The following is a 23468-nucleotide window of genomic DNA, read 5'->3' as shown; positions in this document are numbered from 1 at the left end:
CGTGGCAGCCGATAGATGCCCTGTTGTCGTTCTTCCGACGTCAACCCTCCGGCGTTTCGCATTTTTCGGCTACTTCGCTTCCCAGATGTCCCTTCCACCCAGTACTTTCGGGTAATGTCCCTTTGGACTTGTCTCCAGTCCAGGTCACGACGTCCACAAATAACGGCGCAGTGATTCAACACCCATAGCTGCAGCGGCGTGCCCGCGGCTTCGTCCAACACGTTTTTAGATTACCGGCGCCGCTCGCGAGTGCTCGTGTTGGGTACCGAACCGCGCGCCGCCAATCTAAAAACGCTCTCTACTATGTCGAGATTTACATAAGCTCGACGACCGGCCGCTGAACGGGTTCCCGCCGCGGCCAGCTGTGATTACGCCTCAAGCGACCGGCGAAGCGAGCGTCCCCAAATCCATCTGGTGGTCTTCGCCGGCATCCTGCAAGCCGATTCCGACAAAGCCGCTGTTCGACCCACCCAAGAACACACTGCCCATTACGTCGGCGTGTTGCGCTATGCCATGCCCGGAGAGGCTTTTTCGACTCGAGCGCGACATTAACGGCTGTGAGGCTAAGCATCGGCGCGCCCTCCGCCAGGAACAGAGCAGCCGCTTCTCGACGACATGCACGCCTGACCGCTGCTCGAGCGGAAACCCTCTCGCGCTCGTCCGAGGTGCTCAAGCCTATCAATTATATGCTCAGGCGCCGGGACGGCTTCGCTCGCTTCCTCCATGAGATCGCCCAGCCGATTCCTGATGGCGCGTTCATCGTGGGAACGGAGCTTCGCTCACGCTGATCTCAAGTTCGGCCGAGTTATGAAGACGCTCCGGCGAGCGCGGCGCCGAACTGCGCGCTCTCGCGGCTCGCTCTACCGTTTCGGAGAATTTTGCTTCCGTTTATTTGTCGGGGTCAGCTTACGGACAGCTAAGCTGCTTATCGGCGGAGCCAGGTCTAATGACCTGAACACAATGCAACAGCCATAGGAGTGTGGTCGTCATGGACGGTCGAATTAACAGTTGGTCCGATGTTCCATCCGCTGATGAGTATCATTATGCGAGCTCCCCGGAGCACGGGAATGCTGACTATTTCGCGGACGCGTTCGGTAGAATGGGATTGCAGGATTCGGGTGCCAGCTCATCCTCGCAGCCGAGTTATCACCTGACTTCAAGATCTCCCGTTGTCGAGATCGACCAAGCCGAATTCCGGGAACGGGTGAGGAGCCTTCATGGTGACGAGATCAATCATATCGCCAACAATCCGCAGGAATACTCGGAATTTATATCCGAAAGAGCTAGGCGGACCGCGCACGTTGCTAGCAATTACGGGATCCGAAAGGATTCTGATGCCGCGCGATATTACAGCTACCAATTAGGAAATAGGAGCGTCGGTCTCCAAAGAACGGAAGCCGGGTTTCCTATGGCGACTGAGTTCACCACCGACCGGTGGCAACATCAGTTCCCCGGACGAACTCACGTCACATCAATCGTGGATTTTCAGGTTGCTCATCCGCTCGTTGGAAACGCTGGCGATATTCTGCTCGAGCACCAACTACAGCAAGACGGCGAGCGGCCGCTTGTGAACTGGCGTCCTGCCAGTGACGAAGCGAGAGCCCGTGCAGAACAAATGGGCTTCGTTGATGTAGATCACAATGATATGGTACTTGATCCCACCCAGTCCAGACAGTGGAGATATAGGGATGGTGAATGGCAGCGTGCAACCAATTCGCCGATGTATCTCTCCAAAGTCAAAACGGCGAGCGACGATGAACCTTCACCAGAGTCCGACTCGGATGGAGACTTTATGTGAGGTGAAATCTCCACCAATTCATTGAAGTGGAGCAGGAGCGGAGACCAGCCAATACCTGCGGCTTACGATAGAGCCTTGCAGCTCAATCCGTGAGGTGCACTGTACTGACCGTACCACGGCAGTTTACGAGAGTTGGTGCCTATAATAGCACAAGAGAAAACCCCGGCTTCCAACCGGGGTTTTCGACTGTGGCCCGGGCGGGAGGAGCGGATTGCCTATGGCAGGCGCGAGCGTCATTGTGTCCTCGGCGTCAGAATTGCTTTGGTCTTTCCGGGTTCGCTGGGTGAGCAAGGCTTTGTTAGCCCTTTTTCGCAGTGTTCGAGCTAAATCTTCGAGCAACGAGACCATCCACCCGGTTCGCCGACAGCGGACGCATGGCAAGATCCAGTTATAGCCGAGATTGAGGTTGAAATCGGTGGTGGCGAGCCGGGAATTTAAAAAGCATCCCCGCATCCGAGAAGCCAACCCTGAACAGCTCAAGGTTTCGGCATATTGGCGGCTCCGATGCTAAATTCTCGCGCCGTCACGCGTTGATTGATCTCCTGACTTTTCCAGGTGGGTCGAATGCGAGATCCACTCAGCTAACGACCAGCGCATCCAGTCAAGTGCCGATCGAGCCAGCCCCTCCGGCAGAAGACGATCCGCCTTTATTCGATCCATCCGTGGGGCGTCGAAGTCGCAAGACGAAATGGCGGAGTCTTCGAAATATTTTTGGATGGCGCCTCGCAGCACGGTTCTCTCCGCGCAAGTTTTATCGCCATTCTGCGCGTGAATCCTGCGGGCATGAGTGGCAGACCGCAGAATTTGTGCGTCGGATTATTACTGCTATGTTGCCAAATGCGTGCCATCCCTGGCCATTCGCGCATGTATGATTCATATGACAATCGAGTTCAATCTTATGTAACCAATCAAAAGTAGGGGTTTGGCGGAACGTTATTGCATTTATTGGACATCTGATGCCCGCTCTTAGAACCGTCAAACGGCTCCCATCAATAATTCTTCGTCAGCTTCGACCGAGTCTGCGCACCCAGATTGGGTTTTTGGGAATCGTGAGCGTGCTTGTGACTGGCGCGACTTGCGTTACCGGAATCAGTTATCTCGCGAAGGCGCAGAGTGATGTAAGCCAGAGCACCAATCTCCGCGCTCACCTAACGTCCCTTTCCGAGGCCTTTCTTGAGTCCCAGCAGCTAGCGTTGGAGTTTTTGCGCAAGCACGACGAAGCCGTGATCGTTCGACAAGCCGAGAGCGTCAATAACGCACTGGCGGACCTTGGCCAAATCGAGGAGCGGGCCGATTCCTTGCCCGAGGGCGATCCCTTGAGAGACGTGAAGTTCCTTCGCGCTGGAATCAACCTTTATGCGACTCGTTTTAATAACATCGTGTCCGCGCAGCGGGTGCTCGGGCTTACGGAAAATGACGGCCTCCAGGGTAAGCTCCGCGAAGCGGTACATCAGGCTGAAGCGCGGCTCGCACATTTCAATAAGCCGCACCTGACCGTATTAATGTTGATGATGCGACGGCACGAGAAGGATTTCATGCTGCGTCATGAAGAGAAGTATGGTGATGAACTGGAAAGGCGCGTCGTCGAATTCGAGGCCGCGCTTGCTGCTTCAGATCTTGCCCCGGAATCCAAGACTGAGTTGAGGACTCTGATTGCTTCTTATCGATCGAGCTTTCTTTCGTTTCTTGTATCGCAGCAAGCGCTGGACGACCAAGTTGACGATCTCCTCCAAATCTACAGCCGGAATCGTCCCCTTCTTTTGAAGGCAATAGCAGCCGCGGAGGCGCGCGCTGTCTCTGCTGAAGAGCGTGCCGTTCGCCTCAGAGAGACTTTGGGTTGGGCAATCGGGCTTGCAACGCTCGGGATTGGCTTCATTGCGGTGCTTGTTGGCCAGAAACTGGCGAGACTTATAAGCCACATGAGCGCGGCAATGCGTCAAATTGCGGCCGGGCAGTTCGATGTCACGCTGCCGGGGCTTGGCCGTTCAGACGAGATCGGGGACATGGCTCAGGCCATGGAAGCGTTTAAGCTGCGATCGAGGGAAAAACTGCAAGAGGAACTTGCAGCGAGTCAAGAACAGGATCGCGCGCTCGCGGAGCGCCGCAAAGCAGAGCTTGGGGAACTGGCAGTCAGATTTGAAAGTGCCGTCAGCAGCGTCATTAATACGATGTCGTCCGCATCGACCGAATTGGAAGCTTCCGCTCGGGAGCTGACGGAGACGGCACAGCTTACTCGGGAGATCTCTGATAACGTTGCGTCCGTATCGGAGGAGGCATCAGCCAATGTTCGGCTGGTTGCTGCGGCAACGGAAGAGATGATGGCGTCCGCTTCCGAGATCGGCCGCCAGGTCGCGCGATCGACAGAGATCGCCCATGGAGCCGTGCGAGAGGCTGAGGAAACAGACCGGCGGATGAGCCAGCTATCGGCAGCTGCAACAAAAGCCGGTGGGGTGGTTGACCTAATTGCAGCGATCGCCAGGCAAACCAACCTCTTAGCGCTCAATGCAGCGATCGAGGCCGCTCGTGCCGGCGGCGCCGGCCGCGGCTTTGCCGTTGTGGCGCTTGAGGTGAAGTCGTTAGCAACTCAGACGGCGAACGCGACAGCTGAAATTGGACAGCAGATTTCTGATATTCAGGCGGCGACGCTGGAATCGGTCGGCGCCATCACCAGCATTGGAAACAGCATTGGCAGAATCTCACAAATTGCATCAGCGGTTGCCTTGGCGATGGACCAGCAGGGCGCAGTCACGAAAGATATTGCTCGGAATATTCAGCATGCCGCCGCGATGTCGACGACTGTCGCAGGCAACATCAGGCAGGTCGCGCAGAAAGCGTTCATGACAGGTGCATCATCGTCGCAGGTGCTGACATCTGCAAATGTGCTTGCCCGAACCAGCCATCATCTAAAAATCGAGGCCGATGACTTTCTCACCGGGATCCGATCATGATCCTTAGGCAGAGATGTTATGCAAGGCGCGGCGAAGGCGCTCTAACGGCACGTGGCGCTTGCCGGCTCCTGTAACAGGCATTCTCCAGACAGGGCGATACTTGCATGCCCTGACCGGGTAAAGTCGGCTTACCGCTAACGAATGTTGCAGCTCTGCGCCAAGCGAAACACGCGACCGCGCCATCCGAGCAAGGTTCTTGAATTGTCTCCTTATCCTCTCCGTTGCATCCACACAGCTGCGCCGAAGTAAATCGCGCGATAGTCGCGGAGCGTCCAGCCATGATTGCGCCGCCAATGGAGGCTGGCCTTGGCATACCGCCCGACACTGCCGACAAGGCCCTGGCGGCCGAAGGCACCCCAGCGCGCAGGAAAGAAGGCAAGCGCAGGCAGGCCGGAAGTGCAGCGAGTTCCGTAGCCGGGCAGTCCGCTATGCCCGACGCCGACACGGCGCGAGCCGCTAAGGTTACTGTGCTGTCGGATCTGGACACGAAGAAACTCGCGAGGCTCGGAGGAGGCGCATGCCAGGACGATATCGTCGGCAATTGAAGGAGACACTGACGCGCCAACCTCTTGGAATTCGATCCGGGCAGTGAGAGCCATTTCGCAACGCGCCATACGAAGCCCGAAGATGCCGACCACGTCGTGGACACCGTGGTCGCGCGGCTGCAGAACGAATCTACGGCGATTGAGGCCTGTGTAGCCTGTCTCAACGAACCTCGCCGACCCCGCCTACTCATGGCTATGCAAGTGCCCGAAGTGCACGACAAAAAATCTCCGCCTCAAGGCGGTGTTCTCGGACGTTCAGGGCAGGCACATGCGTTGAAGGCACGAAAGGCTCGATCGCGGTCGATTGCATGAAGACCTACGCGTTCCGCTCACAGAAGTACCTCGAAGGGTTGTAGGAGGCGAGGAGTTCGCTCCCTTGGAGCCACCGCGCACGTTGAAGGGTGAGCCAGGAAAGCTGCTCGAGATCAAGCTTCAGCCGGCACCGCTGGGCAATTGGTGCGTACCAAATCCGATGTGGATGGCTTGAATGATTATCTCGAGCTTAAGTACTTGTGTCTCCGCATCTAAAGAGGCTCGGCGCTTTGTACTGCTGCCGATCTGGTGAAATTCTGGAAGGCGCTCAGGCCGTACGCCGTACAGATAAACAGATCAGTCATAGCGGGCCGAGCGAAGATGCTGCCCAAAACGCTGAAGTGGCTGATTAGCAAATCCGTTCGCTGCGCGCTCGGCCATCACAACCGAGCGATCCGCTTTGCGGATCGTCACTGATGACTCGGCAGTGTGCCCGGTGCGCGGTGGAGCTGCCCACAGATCACCACGTTCGCCGGCGTGGCCGGATAGGTAAGCGCGCAAGATCTGAGCCCACGACGTCCTGTCCGATGAACCACGCTGTGTGCGGATGCTGACAAGTTGGTTTGAGCGACCACGCTATAACGAAATGATTATCTGCTTTGGCATGGCTAATGCAACGGGCGGCTACACACTGGACCGACGTTATTGCGATGGATCAATCGCGGTCTGGAGAATCGCAAAAGATGGAGCGTCCGATGCACACGTCGACACCGACCTTATTTTTCATTGTGAATAAATTGCAACGGCGCTTGAAAAATGCTCTGACACTCCAGCTGAAATCCCGTCTTTGTCGACCCTTCTTTTCGCAAGTTCTAGCTGGAGTGCTTTTAGGGGCGCGGCATCCTCATCTCAATCGGTCATTCGCCCGCTAGCATGACGTTGATGTGCGCCCTCCTGTTGAACGGCGTCTCATCGGCATCTTTTGCAGGGACGCGGCCAACCAGCTTCACGCTTCCCAACGGCCTCCAGGTCGTGGTGATCCCGGATCACCGCACCCCCGTGGTCACAGAGATGATCTGGTACAGGGTCGGATCGGCCGACGAAACGCCGGGCAAATCCGGTCTTGCCCACTTCCTCGAACATCTCATGTTCAAGGGTACCGAGAAGCATCCCCTCGGCGAATTCACTCAGACCGTGCTCCGCGTCGGCGGCAACGAGAACGCTTCGACCTCCGTCGATTACACCAACTATTACCAGCGCGTGCCGAAAGAGCAGCTCCCGACCATGATGGAGTTCGAGGCCGATCGCATGAGCGGGCTGGTGCTCAAGGACGAGAACGTGCTGCCCGAACGCGATGTCGTGCTCGAAGAGTACAACATGGGCCTTGCCTAACAATCCAGACGGGCGGCTCCACGAACAGCTCATGGCCGCGCTCTATCTCAATCATCCTTACGGCCGGTCGGTGATCGGCTGGCGTCAGGAGATCGAAAAGCTCAATCGCGAGGACGCGCTCGTCTTCTACCGTCGCTTCTACGCCCCGAACAACGCAATCCTGGTGATCGCCGGCGATGTCGAGGTCGCCGATGTGCGTCCGCTGGTCGAACGCAATTTCGGCGCCATCCTACCCCGGCCGGCCATCCCGGCGCGGCGCATCCGTCCACAGGAGCCGGAACCTGCAGCGCCGCGCACCGTCACACTGTCCGACCCGCGCGTCGAGCAGCCCAGCCTGCGCCGCTACTATCTGGTGCCCTCGGCGACCACCGCCGCGGCCGGAGAGAGTGACGCGCTCGACGTCCTGGCGCAGTTGGTGGGGAGCGGCAGCAACTCGTATCTGTACCGCGCGCTCGTCGTCGACAAGCCGCTCGCGGTCTCCGCCAGCGCTAGCTATTCCAGCATCTCGCCCGACCCGACCCGGTTCGCGATCTCGGCCTCGCCGAAACCAGGCGTCGGCTTTGCCGAGGTCGAGGGCGCGATAGACGGCGTGATCGCCGACGTCGCCCGGAACCCGGTCCGCGCCGAAGATCTTGAGAGGGTCAAGACCCACAGCCGGTACGCGTGCCGAGCGCGCCGGCGATACGACAAAGGCGATCGAGGAGGAGGTCCGCCGTATCGCCGAGGATGGACCGACTCAGAAAGAACTCGACGACGTAAAGTCCTATCTCAAAGGCTCGCAGATGCTGGCGATCGACACGTCCTCCAGTTTGGCGCTGAAGCTGCTGCAGCATCAGGAGCACAAGCTGCCGATCGATTACATCGAGAAGCGCAACGCCATCGTCGATGCCGTGACTCTGGATGATGCCAAGGCGGCAGCCAAGCGGCTGTGGGGCCACGGGCTTTTGACCGTCATTGTCGGCCGCCCTCTCTAAGCCCGGTCTAACACCAAAATGTCCAGCTGGTCTAAACCGAGGGAGCTGAGGCTGCGAGGCTTCAGCTTCCTAAAGGGGGCGTATAAGGATGCGCCCTTAGAGGGCGATTCCAAACAACTTGCCGCAATTTTTCTAGCCCGAAAATCGCCTGATTAAGGCGCAGGTGGCACTGGCACCAAGCGTCCAGCCCTTCACCGCCCCATCGTGGTACCTGCCAACCAGCTCAATGCCCGCGCTTGGCGAATCGCTCGATGGCCTGAAGCTGCCTGCGTCCACTGTTCTTATCCTCACCGATGTTGGCCGTTGATGACGAGGACCGGTTGGAGACTTTCCGCCGCGCGGCGGTCGCTTGGTACTCTGCCGTGGTTGATGTGAACGGAGCATTGCAGCGCGATCAGCGCGGCAAGACGTTTGCTGCATCACCGTCGGTTTGGTGCGCTCTGGGCGTCGTCGATCACGAGGTTCTCCGCGAGCTGATGGGCGGACGACTTAAACAAGCCCCTCACTGCTGGCGCAATCAACCACGCCTTCAATGCGGCGGAAGATGCCAGGCTTGCGGGTGTCGATTGGTCGCGAGGGCCTCATTGGCTGAAGTTCGGCGCGAAGCAGGGCCATTCTGGTGCAATCGCTCTGGGTGGCCCGAAGGACCGGCTTCGCTGGTGTACAAGGCGCTTCAGATTGAAGGGGCGAAAGAAGTACCGCGGACCGCTCAACCCGGAAGCCGTGGCGATGATCAAGAAGCTCGCTCGCGATGAACAGTTGCATCAGCACCAGATCGCCGCGCAGCTTGAAATCAAGGCCGTATCAACGAGGTCCTCAACGGGCAGCGCTTCCCGGAGGTTAACCCGGCGGCTTGAAAACCGATGACGTAACTTGGAGAGGACTTCGGCCCCCATCTTCATGATTGAGAGCGCCAAAGAGGGCATAGCTATTCCGCATCAGAGTCATCTTCTACTGAGAAAGCGCGCGGTTCAACCAGCAGTCTCTAAGGTAGAGCTCAGTCGCGAAGGCGATACGCCGGTTGTCAAAGGAGAAGTCAAAAGGGCAAGCAAGCGACGCAGGCTTTTAGCTCATTGAGGTTGAATTTTCCGATCTCACCCCGCTGATGGATGCACAAGGAAATTGGCCATCTTGGCCTACTCGATGGAGAAACAGTGCAGGAGTGGCCTGCCGCGATGCTTGATTTTTAAAACTAAGGTACGCCCACCAAAACTGAATCATAGGTTAGCTACGACTAGCTTGCTCTCACATTCCTGTCTTCACGAGAGAACTGCCGGCTCACGGACAGAATGGAGCTTCGGCTTAAATCCAACTCGCGCATTTTTGTAATCTATCAAAATCGAGTAGAAAAGAGCCGTTAGCCCACCGATGTTCATTCCGTCCTGAGCGCGCATAAACTCACATTTATCACACATGATCAGAGACAAGCCTTGAACTGCAGGTGTCAATGCCTTGCTGCGTATGGTTAGTAATACCGTTTCTTTGCCGTCAGTTAGCGAAAAGGCAAGGTCAGCGCTCATCCCCTTGCAAGAAGACACCCAAAAATCTGGTATCGTTTCCGGCAATGTTTCGGGCCAATCGCGTTTCCGTAAGTAATTTTCGGGATCGCTTAGAAATACTGGACCCCCTGCGGTGTCGATCATAGCTACGGATGTGTTTTCTCCCTTTCCCGGCCAATCTGTTCTCTGCGCACCTATGACCAAGGATTGCGGTTTGAGCGCCATCCAAGCCAAATTTTGAAGGATCTTTAGCGTCGTCGAGAAGCCGTCCGGTTTTGCCCTGCATAGGGTAAGGTACGATCCAGGTGCAACCCGCAGCTTACCGCCTGAGGCAAGAACTTGATCGACGGGAGCATAGTCGATCTGAACGTAGTCTGCCCCGTATGAAAGCGGGGATCGCAGTTCATGCGAATCTCCGGCTGACCAAGGGTCTACACAGCCAATCCCAAAATTTGCTGTGTACTCCCCACAGTCATTCACGTCAGTGCAGGCGTAAAATGTGCAAGAGGATATCGTATGCGTGCCTCCCGCGCGCGGTAGCACAATTGGGCCTGTGACAATATTTGCTGGCGCGCCCCATGGTTCTCTGACATCTTCAGCTTCGATTTTGTAACTCTTTTTGAAATTGGGTAGTCGCTGGATCTCGTCAAATCGAGGCAAAATGAGAGTCGAGTTTCCAGAATCTACAAGCAGCTTGATATTGGGATGCCCGCCGCCCGCCAATCCCACGTGTACGTACGCGTCGAAGTTTCCATCCTTAGAGACGCTGTCAATCGGAATGCGAATATCTGCATCCGTGGCTATCGCTATCTCAGATGTCGCTTGACGCTTCTCAACTAGCAGCGTCAAAAAGCTCGAGACGGACTCAATCTCAGATCGATCTATCATAAGTGGCGGATGTAGCCTTGGGCCCGAACGGCTCATGCGTGTCTCCTCCCTATTTTAATGCGTCCGATACTCGCCCGCACCATGCACAAACGTACCACTTCGTGGGATGCGAAACTATCACAAGCCAGTAGGGATGCTGTGGGGCGGACATGGCCCCACGACCTTGAGTGACCACGCAGCCGCACTCTCCGCTGGCCCAGTGCGACCAAACGCTTGAGATACACGATACAGGCCAATCCGCAGCAAAAAAGCTGAGCAGAAGTCGCCGGCAATCAAAGTTTCCGAGTACTAGAAACGGGCAAGCCGCTCTGCCGCAAAGAATGTTTGAGCGCTATCAAAATGAGGAAACTCGCGTCATTGGCTGCCGCAGGGTGCGATGTAGAACTGGGCGCAGTTGCTGTTGGCGTCGCAATAGCAGACGGCGAGCGTATTGTGAGCGGGGCTCTGACGCGCCGCCCCCTATTCGCTTGATTTCCCAGGCCACCGCCGAAGCTCGAGCCTTCGGCACACGGGAAAGCGATCTTCGCCAGCACCTCTCAAGCAGCACCTCACCACGGAGTTGGGATACCACGCGATTGCGCTGCTTGAGCCTGAAATGGAAGTACAACTCGGACGTGGTTTACAGCGCGACGAGACAGATTGCGTGCGACTACCTCCCAGACCCCGTGCTTCGTCCATTTCGTCGAGCACGAACCAGAACGGACGGACCACGTTGAGTCACTCTTAAAGTGAAAACTTATATACTATTCTCGCTGAAGAAGCAGGGCTACGCTTCAATCGCATTTGTAGCTGTGACTTTTCCACCGAACCGCCTTTCTCTGTGTTGCAGAAGCTGGCGAAAGAGAGTTTTCGTATACGAGCCCCCTTATCCGGCTGCGCTGCAGGGCAGCGCCTGCGAGGGTCTGCTACTGTTTCCGCTCGCGCGGCTGGTCGGGGTGCACGACGTCCACTACGCGAATGTGGTCGTCCTTGGGCATCGGCCTGTTCGCGCCGCCGTTCGGACTTGTACGCGGTCTGTGCCATCAGCCGCATCAACCGGGATATGGGCATGAGGCCGATCGTGGGCTACATCATCGCGCTTCTGATCGGCACCCTGATCGTAGCAGCCGTGCCGTGGCTCTCGATCGGCTTCCTTTGACAAGCTCGGCGGGAGCCTCACGGAAGGCGAGCTTCCTGCTCAGGCGAATTTCGGCATATACAGCGGCAGACAGTCCCGGGCATGTTAGCCGACCGGATAAACCAATCTCGACAGCTTATCGACAGCTGAGCTTCCTAGTATGCGAACGTCTCGATCTAGCCGATAGAGCCGCCTTCTTGGCTGAGGCAAACATGTCATGAAGTTCAATGAACACAGAACGGGCCCAGCCTCGCGCTGGCATAGCTTCCGAATCCGAAAGCACCGAGCCAACGTCGGGGTCCGCTGGACGGTCCCCCTCATGCCTGCCGCAGTGGGCGTCAGTCCTGGCCCGATGGGCCACAGGAGCGGCGGCCGCCGACCTCGTCTCGTCCCAGGACCGCGTCCTAGCGAGCTGGGCAGTGGAAGATGGGCAGGGCGAAGACGAGAATCGGCAACAGGCGGTCATCCGGACGAGGGCATGGCGGGACGAGGGCAATGTCAGAGACGAGCTGAATTTGTCGTCATTGTCCCTGACCGCTTTGCCAGCCTCACTCCTGCCCACGCTCCGCACCCTCAACGTCATCGGTAACCAATTGAGCAGCCTGCCGAGCCAGCTTCCGGGCGGACTCCGGGACCTATACGCCTCTGACAACCGTCTGACTGGTCTGCCCGCCCTCCCGAGCAGGCTGAGGCACCTCCAGCTGATGGCTAACGAGTTGGCCAGCCTGCCGGCAGAGCTCCCATCCAGGCTCCGCAGCTTGACCGTCGATGGTAACCAGCTGACCGATCTGCCCGCCCTTCCGGCAACGATTGAGGAGTTTTCCGCCAGCAATAATCAGCTGATCAGTCTGCCCGACCTTCCAGCTAGGCTCCGCCGCCTCGACGTCAGCGAAAATCAGCTGACGAGCCTGCCCGATCTTCCAGCCAGATTGCGCTACTTGGACGCAAGCGACAACCAATTGACAAGCCTGCCCGAAATCCCGGCCAGACTTGGATATCTGGATGTCAGCGAAAACCGGCTGACGAATTTGCCCGAGACGCTCCCGGGCGGGCTTGAAATGCTCGGCGCCAGGAACAACCAGCTGACGAGCCTGCCCCTCGACCTTAATGACGCAGCTCGGCAGCGCGTACAGCATCGACCTACGGTCGAATCCGATACCGGCCCCGGTGCTGGCCGATTTGGCGTCAGCCACGCGTGGCGCGCATTATACCGGCCCGCAGGTTTTACTTTCTATGCCGCTACAACCGCTGGAACATCAGCCGCGGCTTCTGCACGAGGTTGTCGCGGATTGGCTCGCGGACGAGCCCGGCGCAGTGGATGCATGGCAGGGCTTCGCCGAAGAGCCAGGTGCGCAGGACTTCGCTCTCTTTCTTGAAAGGCTCGCGGGCACGGTGAACTATGGTCATCAGGCGTTCCGCGACCGGGTGGCCGAGAATCTGCTGCAGGCCGCATTGAGGCCACAGCTGCGCGAGCAGTATTTCGAGCTGGCCAATGGAGCGACTGCGTCCTGCGAGGACCGCATCACTTTGACCTGGAATGGCATGCAGACCGCACGCGTGAACGCTGATGTCAAGGACGGGCTTTATGACAATCGGCTCGACAAGCTGATCCAACATGGCCGTGTCATGTTTCGCTTGGAGGCGCTTGACGACATCGCGCGCGAGACGGTCAACTCGCTCCGTCGTACCGACCCGGAGGCCAATATCGACGAGATCGAGGTCTATCTTGCCTATCAGACCCAGCTACGGGATCGACTGGAACTGCGCCACATCGCCCCGGATATGCGCTTCTTGAATCTCGCTGACGTCACGGCGGACGACGTTGCTAGGGCTGAGACGTCGGTGCGGGAACTGGAAGCGACGGGTTTCGAGGATTTTCTAGCAACGCGCTGGGAGCCCTGGGATACGGTGGTGAGGCGGATCGCCCCCGATGATCATGTCGCGATGCGGGACCGGCTTGCCGATGCGATGGAAGATGAGTTTCCGACGCGCTTGAACGAGCGGCTCGCGGAGCATGGCCTGACAAATGATGTCGATGCCCGGAGGGTGGTCGGAGCTCAGATCCTCAGCGAAATCGCACGTGAGATCAAAGGCGAGCTGATGCACAAAGTTCTGCGGCAGCACGGCCTCGAGCCCTGATCGTGCGATACCCGCCCCAATCATGCACACGCGGCGTCGCCTTCTTAGAACTGATGGACGGCGGCATCGGCGTCGTAGACGGGCACGCCGGTCTCCGCGGACAATTTCGCGTTGCGGCGGCGACTAGAGCCGCCGGAAAGGGCGTCGGGCGTGAGCCAGATTTTAAGAGCCCTCGGCCTCTGACGCGGGCGCCTCTAGGTGCCAGGCCTGCTCGCGGAAACGGGAAAGTACAGTCCTCCAGCAGACTCTACTTGCGGTGAACCGATCCAGCCAGACTAACGGTCTCCCGCGCGCCAGTCCGCGCCATGAAGCCGCGTCATCTCGCGATGAGCGCGTCTGATGAGGGCACGTTCGAAGCAACGGCCGGCAGCGAACGACGCGCCGAGCGCGAGGATGCAGCCGAAATAGCTGTTCACCAGATCCCAGGTAGCGTTACCGGCAGCAACCGCGAGGAAAGTACCTGCAATGACTATATTGCGAATGCGTCCGACCATCTTGGTCCCGGGCAAAATACGAATTTCAAGCTTAGCACGGCAGCTATGGCGATAATCAGCGCAAAGCAGCTATCGCCTGCCGTCTTTCTGCTTAATGGGTCTTATGATGAGCCAAGGTCCACTTGCGAACAGCTCGCCCAGCGGCAGGGTCGTGGCCGACAGGCAGCGACGAAGCTCATTGAGCACGAGCCGTGCCGAGCGCGCTCGGAATAGGCATTCCGTCAAATTTCGAGACGACAAGACTTATCCTGACTGGAATGGAGGTCTGATCTTTGCGCTGAAGCCACCATTCGATCGCGACGTGACCTGACCTCATCACAACCTCGTTGGTCTCTTCGAACATCCGCTATGGAAGGCGACCGGTGCTGCGATGCGGATTGCCGAGAAGAAGGCATGACCGCATTGGTCGTAGCAGCGCCGATGCGTCGCCGATCCTTTAGTTTGGGTAACAAGTTTCGCCGATCCCTTGCTTCCTTGCCGCGAATCCTGACACGCGCCCCGCTCGGGAGCCACATCAGCAACAAGTATGCTGCAAAGCTCACCTGCCCCTATTCCGGTTGCGATCGTCAGGCGGACGGCGATTGAAGCGGACTGGGACGAGATGGGTGTCGCTCTTCCGGAGCTTGCCAGGCTTGACAAAGCGTTGCGAGCCTCAGAATGCGAGAGGCAACGAGATACTTCTGCAACTCGCGCGTCTCGGTCGCAGACGGGGCGGCGGCAGGTTGGAGTGCGCGCCGCCGGATGACAGCAGGCAATTGCGGGGAAAACAGGATCTTCGTGCGAGCTCTGATGTAGATAACACGTCTACTATTCTTTCGGTCATAGACAGACACATCAGCAAGCTGCTCAAGGCCGCCAGCGAAAGGGATAGCATCTCGATGTACGAGCCTGCCCCCGTTTCCAGAAGGCTAGGTTTAAGTCCTGGAAGGTATCCGTCCTCGTAGAGACCACGGATCCACCCCGCTGAACGACAATCGAGGGCTCGCTATCGAATACGAAGGAGACCTTCAGGTCGTCTGCCGGTAGCATGCTTTCCAGAGGCTCTATAGAGGTGTCCATTGCGGCAAGCTCGGCATGCTCCGCATCCTTCAATGTGTGAGCCAATAATCTCAAAGCATCATGCGTGTGATGCTGCCTACCTTCTGTTATGCTACAGATCTTCTCGAGCCCCTCTCGCGATCGATATGAATGGCCAGGCGTGACTGGCCCGACAACAGCTCGAGGATCGACTGAGGACTCTCAGTTCGTCGGCACCAACAGCGCGCCACCCGTTCGATTCATGAGCGATGCTCGAAAAAACGTAGTCAATGAGTGAACTGGCGAAGCGAAATTTAAGCTCAACATCGCGGCTAGGAATGGCCAGCTGTCGTAGGTCGTAAGATAATCGACCACCGGGGTGCTCAAAAGTGGTGCCGCGCCAAACGAGCTTCAATCGTTGAGGTTGTCCAGTGACAAGCCGAAATTTAGACTTACAGACTCGGCGTTGAAAGACGCCGACGAGCGACGGTGTTCGTCCGATCGTCGTGTGTGTTTGGCAGGACATAACGGACCTGGTTCGCATGCGCGAAGAGCGGCTGATTCTTGCGAAAAGATTTGACAGCGATGTATCGCGAGTGGTCGACGTTGTGGCGAGCTCGATGCAGGACATGCAAGCGGTCGCGTCGGAAATGACGGCTTCGACGGGAGATGTCTGTCTTCGCACTGAAGCGTGACAGCAATAGTGAAAAAGACCGAAGAACACTCGACCGCAGTCTCTTCGGCCGCTCAGGACTTCTCGGCCTCGATTTCAGAGATCAGCCGACAAGTGTCCAGCGCCGCGAATATCTCGCAAACTGCGCGCGGCAAGACCGCACATGCTGAAACAACATTAGGTGAGCTCGTTGCGTCGGTGACAAAGATCAGCAGCGTCGTCCAGATGATCGAAGGTATAGCCTCGCAAACCAATTTGCTGGCGCTCAACGCAACCATCGACAGCACGGGCTGGCGAAGCGGGGCGAGGCTTTGCAGTGGTGGCGGGAGAAGTGAAGAATCTTGCTGCGCAGGCAGCCAAAGCGACCAGCGAGGTTGATGCTCAGATTGTTGCCATTCAACAGAGGACGGCACAGGCGACCGCTGCGATGGGTGATATCGCCGACATCATCGAAAAAGTACAAGAGATATCGAGCGGCATCTCGGCGGCAATTGAAGAGCAATCGATTGTGAAGAACGACATCTCAAGAAGCATCACCAGCATCAGTGTTGATATGCGCGAAGCGTCCAGAGATATTGACCAGTTAAATGACGCCTCGCGCACCTCTGGCTCGTCGGCGGACCAAGCCATTGGAAAGGCGAGACATTTGAGCAAAAGTATCTCTTCATTACAGGGGCAGGTCAGCGACTTCTTGGCTCACATGCAGGCGTAGTGCGGCGCTTCCGGTCCAAGCGCAAGTCAGGAAACAATGCGCCATGAACGTCTGCACTCAAACTTTCTCGGGTCGGGCGCGTGGAGCGATGAGCCTCGGAAGTCAAAGTGTGCCGGTTCGTAGGCGAGGTCAGCAGCTGGCTGAAAGGGGGACCAACCAATGCTGTTACGAGGAGTCTATCGACGCGAATAAGAGGCCGCCACCCCAAAAACTAAGTACCCGTAGTTGCCGGAACGTTCCCATAGACGAACAGCGCAAGCAGCGACCGACCAACGCCGTTACACATGAAGGGGCGCCTGCTCAACGGGCTCTGAGGCTAGAATTCGAGCACGCTATTCGCCTTGAAGATGACTGCCTCGAAGAGCACACGTCGGCTATCCAAAGTCACCGGGCAGGTATCCTGCGGAGCACGGTGCCATTTGTACTATCCTAGTCATCAGCGATCTGCTACGCCCTCGGCATGATCGGGACGGTTCCATGAAAGACATCCTTGTCCACCTTGAGAGGCTCCGGGCGAACATCGCCAACTGCGAGGAGCTTAGACGATCGGCTAAGAGCGACATCAAGCGAAATGTCTTTCGCCGCGCGGCGGCGCACTACAAGGTTTTAGCCGGCGAGCTGGAGTGTGCATTAGCCGAAATGCAGACCAAAGAGGCTGGCGAGTAACGCCGCCTCAGTTGGCTGGCATGAATTGCACACCGGCTCCACCCTAACTTAGATTTCGAGCATGGGCAAAGAGCTAGCTCGGGGGCGAGAATCTTCCACAGTCGGCGTCGCCGCGATGCTCCTGTTCGGCCTTTGGTCCATCTCAAGTAGCGCGCGTCGGACGAGTGCTGCTTGTCTCGGGCAGGAACACCGAGTGGCGTGATGAGGCAGCCCTGGATAGTGTACGCATTGGCACGGGGCTGACCACCGTCGGCCTCGCAACCCTGCCGATGGCCCTTGGGTGAAGCCGCCCTAAGCCGAAAAAAGCCCCAGCATCACCAAGGGGAAGTGAGCTGGGGCAAGGCACCTTCTAGCCCAGCATCACGAACTGGGCTACCGGGAAAACTACGTAAGTCCTGCACTGTTCCCTGAGCCCTGTTGCTAGTCCTTCGGCATCCGCAGCCACAGCTCGACTTTTAACCAAACGATTGACGTCCAGATTAGCTCAGCGCGCGGCGGCGCGGCTATCGACAAGTACAACCCCCCGTTTATGACCTGTCATTTTTGACAGGTACGGCGCATCCTTAGATAGCGCACGATGACCTCATAGACGAGGGCCGTGGCCATGCAGCGTTACTACTTCCCGATACTCCACAATGGCGAGGCACAGCCGGGCGAGATGGGAGAGCTATTTGGCTCGGCTGATCTCGCGCTGAAATACGGCGCTCGTGTCGCTCAGGATATTGGGAGCGATCCGGAGTTCGACCCCGTTAGCGGCACGGTCGTGTTGGTTTTGGACGAGAGGGGTGCTGAGATCGGGCGGCAGGTGGTGATGCAATCTATCACACTGAAACAGTGGACCCGCCGAAGAGTCTCAAGAAGCCATAACTAAAATTATAGATCTGCGGAGCGGGAATGGCTAAAGCGTATGCCGCTCGGAATTCTGGCTGACGGGAGAGTTTGATCTCAACTGGCGAGCATACGGTCGCTACGGCAATAAACAGGCGAGCAGGCGGGCCTACGGAGATATCGCGAGCCCCGACGTCGACCACATCGCAAGCCGAGCTGCTGCGAGGGCCGCAAGTGCAAAGCCAGGACGGCGCCGGATGCCTCTAGAAAAGTGGCTGGAGCAGGAGCGATACGACGAAGCTGACCGCAGCGTGCAGAAGTTGCGCCGACCAGCACCGGTGGCGACGAAGCGGACGATGAGGAGGAAGTCGACCTGCGCAGGAAACACGTGCCAGATCACTTCGCTATCGCTGAAGGCGATCGTTGACAGCGCTGTCGTTGCGCGGGGGATGATCGTTGGTTAGAACTACAGACCGACCAGCGAGGCGTTGCGGTCCTTCTAGAGAGGACACGGCGCCTCACTTCAAAAGGTGGGCCAAGCGCAGTTCGGACGGCTCACTACCGCTTGTGGCGTAGACGAGGTGAATGACTCCTCAGATCTGCACGGGAAGTCATTCATCATGGTCCGGGACACATTTGCCGCCGTTGCCTAAAGGTACAGGCAGTTCTGACCGGGCTCCTTTCCTTCCGGCCTATTGCCGCAGCTAAGCGCTTGATCCCCTTAGCTATGGGGCCGATTTCCAGGGGGGGCGTGGAGGCCACCGCAATCTCTCCGACGATGGCCGCCACGTACCGGGCCCACAATCGCGCGCGCGAAGCCGCAGATTTTCAGATTAGTTTCCCCCTGTGTGCAGCCGGCAACGGCCACACCAAGACCGCTGAAGCGGCAAAAACGAAGCCCTTCATGGGGTGCACTTCACGTGAATACAGCAAACGACACCTCAAGGGACCAAGCGCGTCACCCTGCCAGGGATCCTCTTCCCCAACGCTCTCAGCAGGGTAGGCCATGCTCTGGAGGGTGAAGGCTGGGTCGTGAAGGGGACCGTCCGGGACGGAGGCCAACCCGCTGCTGACGTTACCGCTGTCCGGCGACAAGACAGGCCCGTTTCGCCAGATCGGACGGTCCGTTTACCGCGCGGCCAAAGCAGGTCCAAGAAGCAGGTGGTGCTGCGCACTCTGCTCAGTTTTGCGAGGCGACCGCCAATCCTGCGATGGAACGAAAGAAAGCTTTACTCCCCACCATGCGCCGACATCTTAGTTCACCTTTAACGGTCGCGCCATGGGCCTCTATGCCAAGTCGAACGCAACCTGAAATTACACTCGATACCCCTCTTCGCCTCGTTGATGCCGTGAAGATCGCGTTTCCTATGGGAGGAATTTCGGTCGCCGGTCTACGTCGCGAGCGCGATCGTAACCGATTGGTCACCGAGAAGATAGCGGGCAAGGAATTTACAACCCTGGCTCATATCCAACGGATGAGAGAGCTATGCCGCGAAGAACCAAGGGAGCCCGACTTCAGCTCAAGGCTGCCCGCCGGAATAAGAGCGGAAAGATCACCCACCAGGCAACCTGGATCATCAGAGACAACGGCCGGGATGTCAGCACAGGCTGCGTTGCAGATGAGATTGCGGCCGCGGAGGAAAAACTAAAGGACTACATAAGCTCTAAACACACGCCGAAGCGACGAATTCGCCACATAGATGATATCGCAGTTGCGGACGTTCTCTCGATCTATTTAGACGCGCAATTGGACAAACTTCGCGAGCGTTTCAGCGTCGATGGCGAGAGCGAAAATGCCATCCCCGATATCCGCAAGTTCAAAAAGCGGATCGAGCGGTTGAACGACTGGTGGGGAGCAAAAATGCTAGGCGAGGTAAACGGGGAGGCGTGTCGCTCGTTTGCCAAGAAGCGCGCCACGAGGGGAGGCGCGCGCCGAGACCTTGAAGACCTCCGCGCAGCCATTGGTCACCACGCGGCCGAAGGATATCATCGGGAAATCGTCAAGATATCGCTGCCACAGAAGGGCCAACCTCGGGACAAGTGGTTGACGCGGAGCGATGCGGCGAAACTGATTTGGACCTGCTGGCGCTATCGCGAAATGCAAAAGGGCTCTCGTCGGCCGACCGACGATGTGAAGGTCCCGACAAGCAAGCGTCCACTGCGCCATCTTGCACGGTTTATTTTATTGGGGATCTACAGCGGAACTCGTGCTGGAGCTATCGCAGCTGCATCTCCCATTCCGGCCATTGGTCGCTCTTACGTCGACTTAGAGCGCGGCCGCTACTACCGCCTGAAGCAGGGCAGCGCGAAAACCAACAAACGGCAGCCAACCGTGCCAATCCCCTTGCGCTTGCTTGCGCACCTGCGGCGCTGGCACCGAGCTAATCCAGAGGCGAAGCATTTCGTGGAGTACAACGGGAAGGCTGTGACCTCGGTGAAGACGGCATTCAAGAGTGCTGTCAGGCTCGCAGGCCTGGCACCGGGAATCTCCCCTCACACTTTGCGGCACACCGCAGCGACTTGGCTTATGCAGCGAGGGGCAGATCCGTGGCAAGCGGCGGGCTATCTCGGAATGTCGCTCGAGGTGCTGCTCAACACTTACGGCCATCACCATCCCGACTATTTGTCGGATGCGGTGGAAAAAATCGCCAGTCGCGATCCGACTGGGGAAAGAAGATCGCACGTTTCTAGTTCAATATCTGGTGCGGTTATTCCGATCCGGCGAAATGACGCCTGATAAGTTACTGAAATATCCGGCAGGCCCTGAATACGTATCTCTATGCAGAATCTCGCCTCTAAATTCCGGAATTGTTCAAATGTGTTAGGCGCGACACGCGCGCGCGGCTCGACAGGAAAGCTCGTTGCGTCTGCGCGAAATGCGGACATGCCATCTATGCTCCGCGCGGAAGGCCGAACCGGCCAGCCCTAGTGGAAACATCACCAGGGTGCCCGCAGCTTTGTCCCTGGTGGACAGGGACGCCGGCCAGCGTCGATATCGTTAGCGTGCAGCAATTTGACGGAGCGCAAGAAAGCCCGCTGCATATTAAAATCAAACATATCGTCGGTGAGTTATTGACCAACGATCCGTGCACGAGTGCAGGAAGCGTCGTAATCGGTGAGTATCTCAACCAACATGAGTCTTGTCTGTCGTCTCTTCACTTCACTCACTTTCGTAAAATGTGCGAGTCTCGACAGAAGGCAATCGCACGCGACGTTAGATTGTAAGGTGCTAGCACACGTGACGGTCGCGTCTGGCTATCCAATCGCCCCGGCTATTGAGACATGGGCATATCTATCCCGCTGTCGCTAAATGCGCTGTTATCGGCCGGCTTGATGCTCGCTGGGAAGAAGTGCCGGTCGCTCATAGTCAAGCAGCCTGGAGCTCAAATTGAGGTGGACCTTCTGATCGAATATGTGAGATCGCAGCTCGCCCGCTTCAAGGCGCCTCGCGAAATCATCTTTACGAACGAATTGCCGTGGACCGCATTGGGCAAACTTCAGTAATTCAAGTTGAAGGAGCTGGATGGCTGCTCGAGCAATCAAACTGCGGCAAGTTGATTGTTTGGCAGGAGACAATTTGCGGCTTTGCCGGGCATATCAGCGATCGCAGCCAACTCGAACCTCGCGACGGCAGTGCAGTTATCTTCTGCAAGCGTGAGTCAATGCCGGCCTGACAAAGAGGGATCTTCGCAGTTGCACTGCATCCACCCTAGGAACGCCACCTGTTCAGCCGGGACTACAAAGGCCGAGGGATAAGCCTAACACGCAGCGGACGTTAGAGGCGACAGGCGGGATGACGGCATTAAGGTCTCAGCTTTCCGACGATATGCTCGCTGCGCCTCGCCGGCATACCTTCAACGCATCGCCCCGTCGAGTAAAGTAAATCAGGCCAAAGACGCCAAAAGGGGCTTGAATCGTACGTAGCGTCAAATTGTACGATCTAGGACAACGACGCCGTGGCGCGCCCGGACGAACTCCGGGTAAGCCGTTAGATCCACTGCTTCGGCACCTCGGGAGGCGCCGCCGAGGAGCGGATGGCTGCCTCACTCGCCGGGCAATCGGCCCAAAGTGCGCGAGAGCAAAGGATGAGGAATGTACTGGACAGCGAAACGATGATCGACATCGCTCAATGTCTACAGACGAGAGACTTCGGCCGATAAACCCTTTGAACCCTTTCTGCAGCAGCGGGTAACTGCGAACTCCCGGGATGTCTGCACGGGAAAATGTCGACATGCATGCGAGTAGCTGGCCGACTTTCGTGGTCCGGCCCCGATGCGCTGAACGCCAACTGAAAATTGTTAGTTCGAGCACTCCTGCCGTTCGCTTTCCGCGCAATTGCCGAGTCTCTCGCTCAAAACCTCGGTACGAACAAACGAAAGATATTCATGACGGAAGCAAAATTGGCGACGCTGCTATCCTCGCTTACCCCGATCGCTCAAGTATTAGACGCTACCCCGACAGGATTACTGCCAGCTCTAGATGAAAGCTATGTGAGGCTACATACGAATGAGAATCCATTTCCGCTGCCACGCGAGGTGATGCGAAGCGCGATTGCAGCGCTAGAGCGGCAATACATTTATCCGGAGCATGACAATGTCGCCTTGAGGGAAGCGGCGGCCGCTGCCTATGGCATCTCTGTGGATCGCGTTATGGCAGGAAATGGATCATCTGAGCTTCTTAGCCTAGTCTATAGAGCCTTTCTTGCTCCGGGTGACAGCGTCGCAATGATGTCGCCGGGGTTTTCGTTTAATCGTCAGCTTGCCAAGCTACAAGGGGCGCAGTTAATTGAGGTCCGCTGCAACGAACATGACTGCCTGCCGATCAATAATCTGCTCTTCGGCCCTGCAAAACATGCCAAGTTCATTCTGCTGGCTAATCCGAACAACCCCACGGGCTCGTTCGTGCCCATTGCTGAGATCGAGCGACTCGTAGCGCAATATGACCGGTTGGTCGTCCTGGACGAGGCCTATATTGATTTCGCACCGGAGAACGGGCTGCATCTAGTCGATCGCTATTCGAATGTTCTGGTGTTGCGCACGTTCTCTAAGAGCTACGCGGTCGCGGGAATTCGCATTGGCTTCGCGTTCGGCCATCCCGAGCTGATTGGAAGACTTCGCGCCCTCCAAAATATGTTTAACATGAATGTGGTGGCTCATGCCGTCGGTATGAGTGTCCTTGCCCACCGCAGCGCTTACGACGAGAACCATAAGCATATAAAGAATGAGCGGCAGCGGATTTCGAACGCCCTTTCCGGCTTCGGCTTCTCGATACTGCCCTCACACGCAAATTTTCTGCTTGCCTGTGTCCCTGCCGGTCGGGACGGAAGATGGTGGCAAAGCGCTTTGGAACGTCAGAAGATCCTCGTTGCCACCTTTCCGGATGACGGCCTGGAAGATTGCATTCGCGTTAGCGTCGGCACAAGTGAGCAGATGGAGGCCTTTCTTGGCGCCGTCGGCAAGGTTCGCCGTGCTGCAGATCGCTACACTTGATCATCATTCTACTCGCGTCTGGCACGTGCACGAGAGG

The 23468-nt window shown here is 57.4% G+C and carries 14 protein-coding genes and 5 pseudogenes; 16 read left to right on the top strand and 3 right to left on the bottom strand.

Going from position 1 to position 23468, the window contains the following annotated elements; translation table 11 throughout:
- Positions 1-325: 325 nt before the first annotated feature.
- From ACVWZ4_RS04085 to ACVWZ4_RS04055, 7 genes and pseudogenes are all read left to right on the top strand, one after another.
- Positions 326-722, top strand: a pseudogene (locus ACVWZ4_RS04085) (IS66 family transposase); the annotation flags it as partial.
- Positions 723-988: 266 nt separating this feature from the next.
- Complete coding sequence (locus ACVWZ4_RS04080) at positions 989-1798, top strand: effector protein NopP (RefSeq protein ID WP_456790038.1); 810 nt, start codon at positions 989-991, stop codon at positions 1796-1798.
- Positions 1799-2853: 1055 nt separating this feature from the next.
- On the top strand, positions 2854-4746 hold the full coding sequence (locus ACVWZ4_RS04075; RefSeq protein WP_456701847.1) for a methyl-accepting chemotaxis protein: 1893 nt from the start codon (positions 2854-2856) through the stop codon (positions 4744-4746).
- A 278-nt stretch (positions 4747-5024) separates the two neighbouring features.
- Positions 5025-5291: a hypothetical protein gene (locus ACVWZ4_RS04070; RefSeq protein ID WP_456701848.1), complete on the top strand. Its 267-nt coding sequence runs from the start codon at positions 5025-5027 to the stop codon at positions 5289-5291.
- Between the two features lie 1194 nt (positions 5292-6485).
- Positions 6486-7584 (top strand): annotated as a pseudogene (locus ACVWZ4_RS04065) (M16 family metallopeptidase); the annotation flags it as partial.
- A gap of 7 nt (positions 7585-7591) precedes the next feature.
- Positions 7592-7909 (top strand): annotated as a pseudogene (locus tag ACVWZ4_RS04060) (M16 family metallopeptidase); the annotation flags it as partial.
- A gap of 678 nt (positions 7910-8587) precedes the next feature.
- Positions 8588-8776, top strand: coding sequence for a hypothetical protein (locus ACVWZ4_RS04055; protein ID WP_456701849.1), 189 nt, complete (start codon positions 8588-8590; stop codon positions 8774-8776).
- A gap of 392 nt (positions 8777-9168) precedes the next feature.
- On the opposite strand, the gene ACVWZ4_RS04050 is transcribed toward ACVWZ4_RS04055, so the two are convergent.
- Positions 9169-10332: a hypothetical protein gene (locus tag ACVWZ4_RS04050; protein WP_456701850.1), complete on the bottom strand. Its 1164-nt coding sequence runs from the start codon at positions 10330-10332 to the stop codon at positions 9169-9171.
- A gap of 863 nt (positions 10333-11195) precedes the next feature.
- On the opposite strand from ACVWZ4_RS04050, the pseudogene ACVWZ4_RS04045 reads away from it, so the two are divergent.
- Positions 11196-11434: pseudogene (locus ACVWZ4_RS04045) on the top strand (TRAP transporter large permease subunit); the annotation flags it as partial.
- Positions 11435-12048: 614 nt separating this feature from the next.
- Here ACVWZ4_RS04045 and ACVWZ4_RS04040 read toward each other — a convergent pair.
- Positions 12049-12549 (bottom strand): hypothetical protein, encoded by a 501-nt coding sequence (locus ACVWZ4_RS04040; RefSeq protein WP_456701851.1) that lies wholly within the window; start codon positions 12547-12549, stop codon positions 12049-12051.
- Here ACVWZ4_RS04040 and ACVWZ4_RS04035 point away from each other — a divergent pair.
- Positions 12521-13552 carry an NEL-type E3 ubiquitin ligase domain-containing protein gene (locus ACVWZ4_RS04035; protein WP_456701852.1) on the top strand — a complete coding sequence of 344 codons (1032 nt, stop codon included), beginning with the start codon at positions 12521-12523 and terminating at the stop codon, positions 13550-13552. The genes ACVWZ4_RS04040 and ACVWZ4_RS04035 overlap by 29 nt on opposite strands.
- Positions 13553-13827: 275 nt before the next feature.
- On the opposite strand, the gene ACVWZ4_RS04030 is transcribed toward ACVWZ4_RS04035, so the two are convergent.
- A complete protein-coding gene (locus tag ACVWZ4_RS04030; protein ID WP_456701853.1) occupies positions 13828-14046 on the bottom strand; it encodes a hypothetical protein in 219 nt (72 codons plus the stop codon).
- A 1708-nt stretch (positions 14047-15754) separates the two neighbouring features.
- Between ACVWZ4_RS04030 and ACVWZ4_RS04025 the strand changes: the two are divergent.
- From ACVWZ4_RS04025 to hisC, 7 genes and pseudogenes are all read left to right on the top strand, one after another.
- Positions 15755-16448, top strand: a pseudogene (locus ACVWZ4_RS04025) (methyl-accepting chemotaxis protein).
- A gap of 477 nt (positions 16449-16925) precedes the next feature.
- Positions 16926-17114, top strand: a complete 189-nt coding sequence (locus ACVWZ4_RS04020) for a hypothetical protein (protein ID WP_456701854.1) — start codon at positions 16926-16928, stop codon at positions 17112-17114.
- A gap of 604 nt (positions 17115-17718) precedes the next feature.
- Positions 17719-17985, top strand: coding sequence for a DUF6894 family protein (locus ACVWZ4_RS04015; RefSeq protein WP_456701855.1), 267 nt, complete (start codon positions 17719-17721; stop codon positions 17983-17985).
- Positions 17986-19428: 1443 nt separating this feature from the next.
- Positions 19429-20679, top strand: a complete 1251-nt coding sequence (locus ACVWZ4_RS04010) for a tyrosine-type recombinase/integrase (protein ID WP_456701856.1) — start codon at positions 19429-19431, stop codon at positions 20677-20679.
- A gap of 545 nt (positions 20680-21224) precedes the next feature.
- Complete coding sequence (locus ACVWZ4_RS04005) at positions 21225-21446, top strand: AMP-binding enzyme (protein WP_456739928.1); 222 nt, start codon at positions 21225-21227, stop codon at positions 21444-21446.
- Positions 21419-21616: a hypothetical protein gene (locus ACVWZ4_RS04000; RefSeq protein WP_456705365.1), complete on the top strand. Its 198-nt coding sequence runs from the start codon at positions 21419-21421 to the stop codon at positions 21614-21616. Before ACVWZ4_RS04005 ends, ACVWZ4_RS04000 begins: the two co-directional genes overlap by 28 nt.
- A gap of 711 nt (positions 21617-22327) precedes the next feature.
- A complete protein-coding gene (gene hisC, locus ACVWZ4_RS03995) occupies positions 22328-23431 on the top strand; it encodes a histidinol-phosphate transaminase (RefSeq protein WP_456701857.1) in 1104 nt (367 codons plus the stop codon).
- The last annotated feature ends 37 nt before the right edge of the window (positions 23432-23468 follow it).

It is taken from the genome of Bradyrhizobium sp. USDA 4472, from assembly GCF_054058595.1.
Note: the sequence above shows the minus strand (reverse complement) of the source record. Positions and strands in the feature narration are given on the sequence as shown.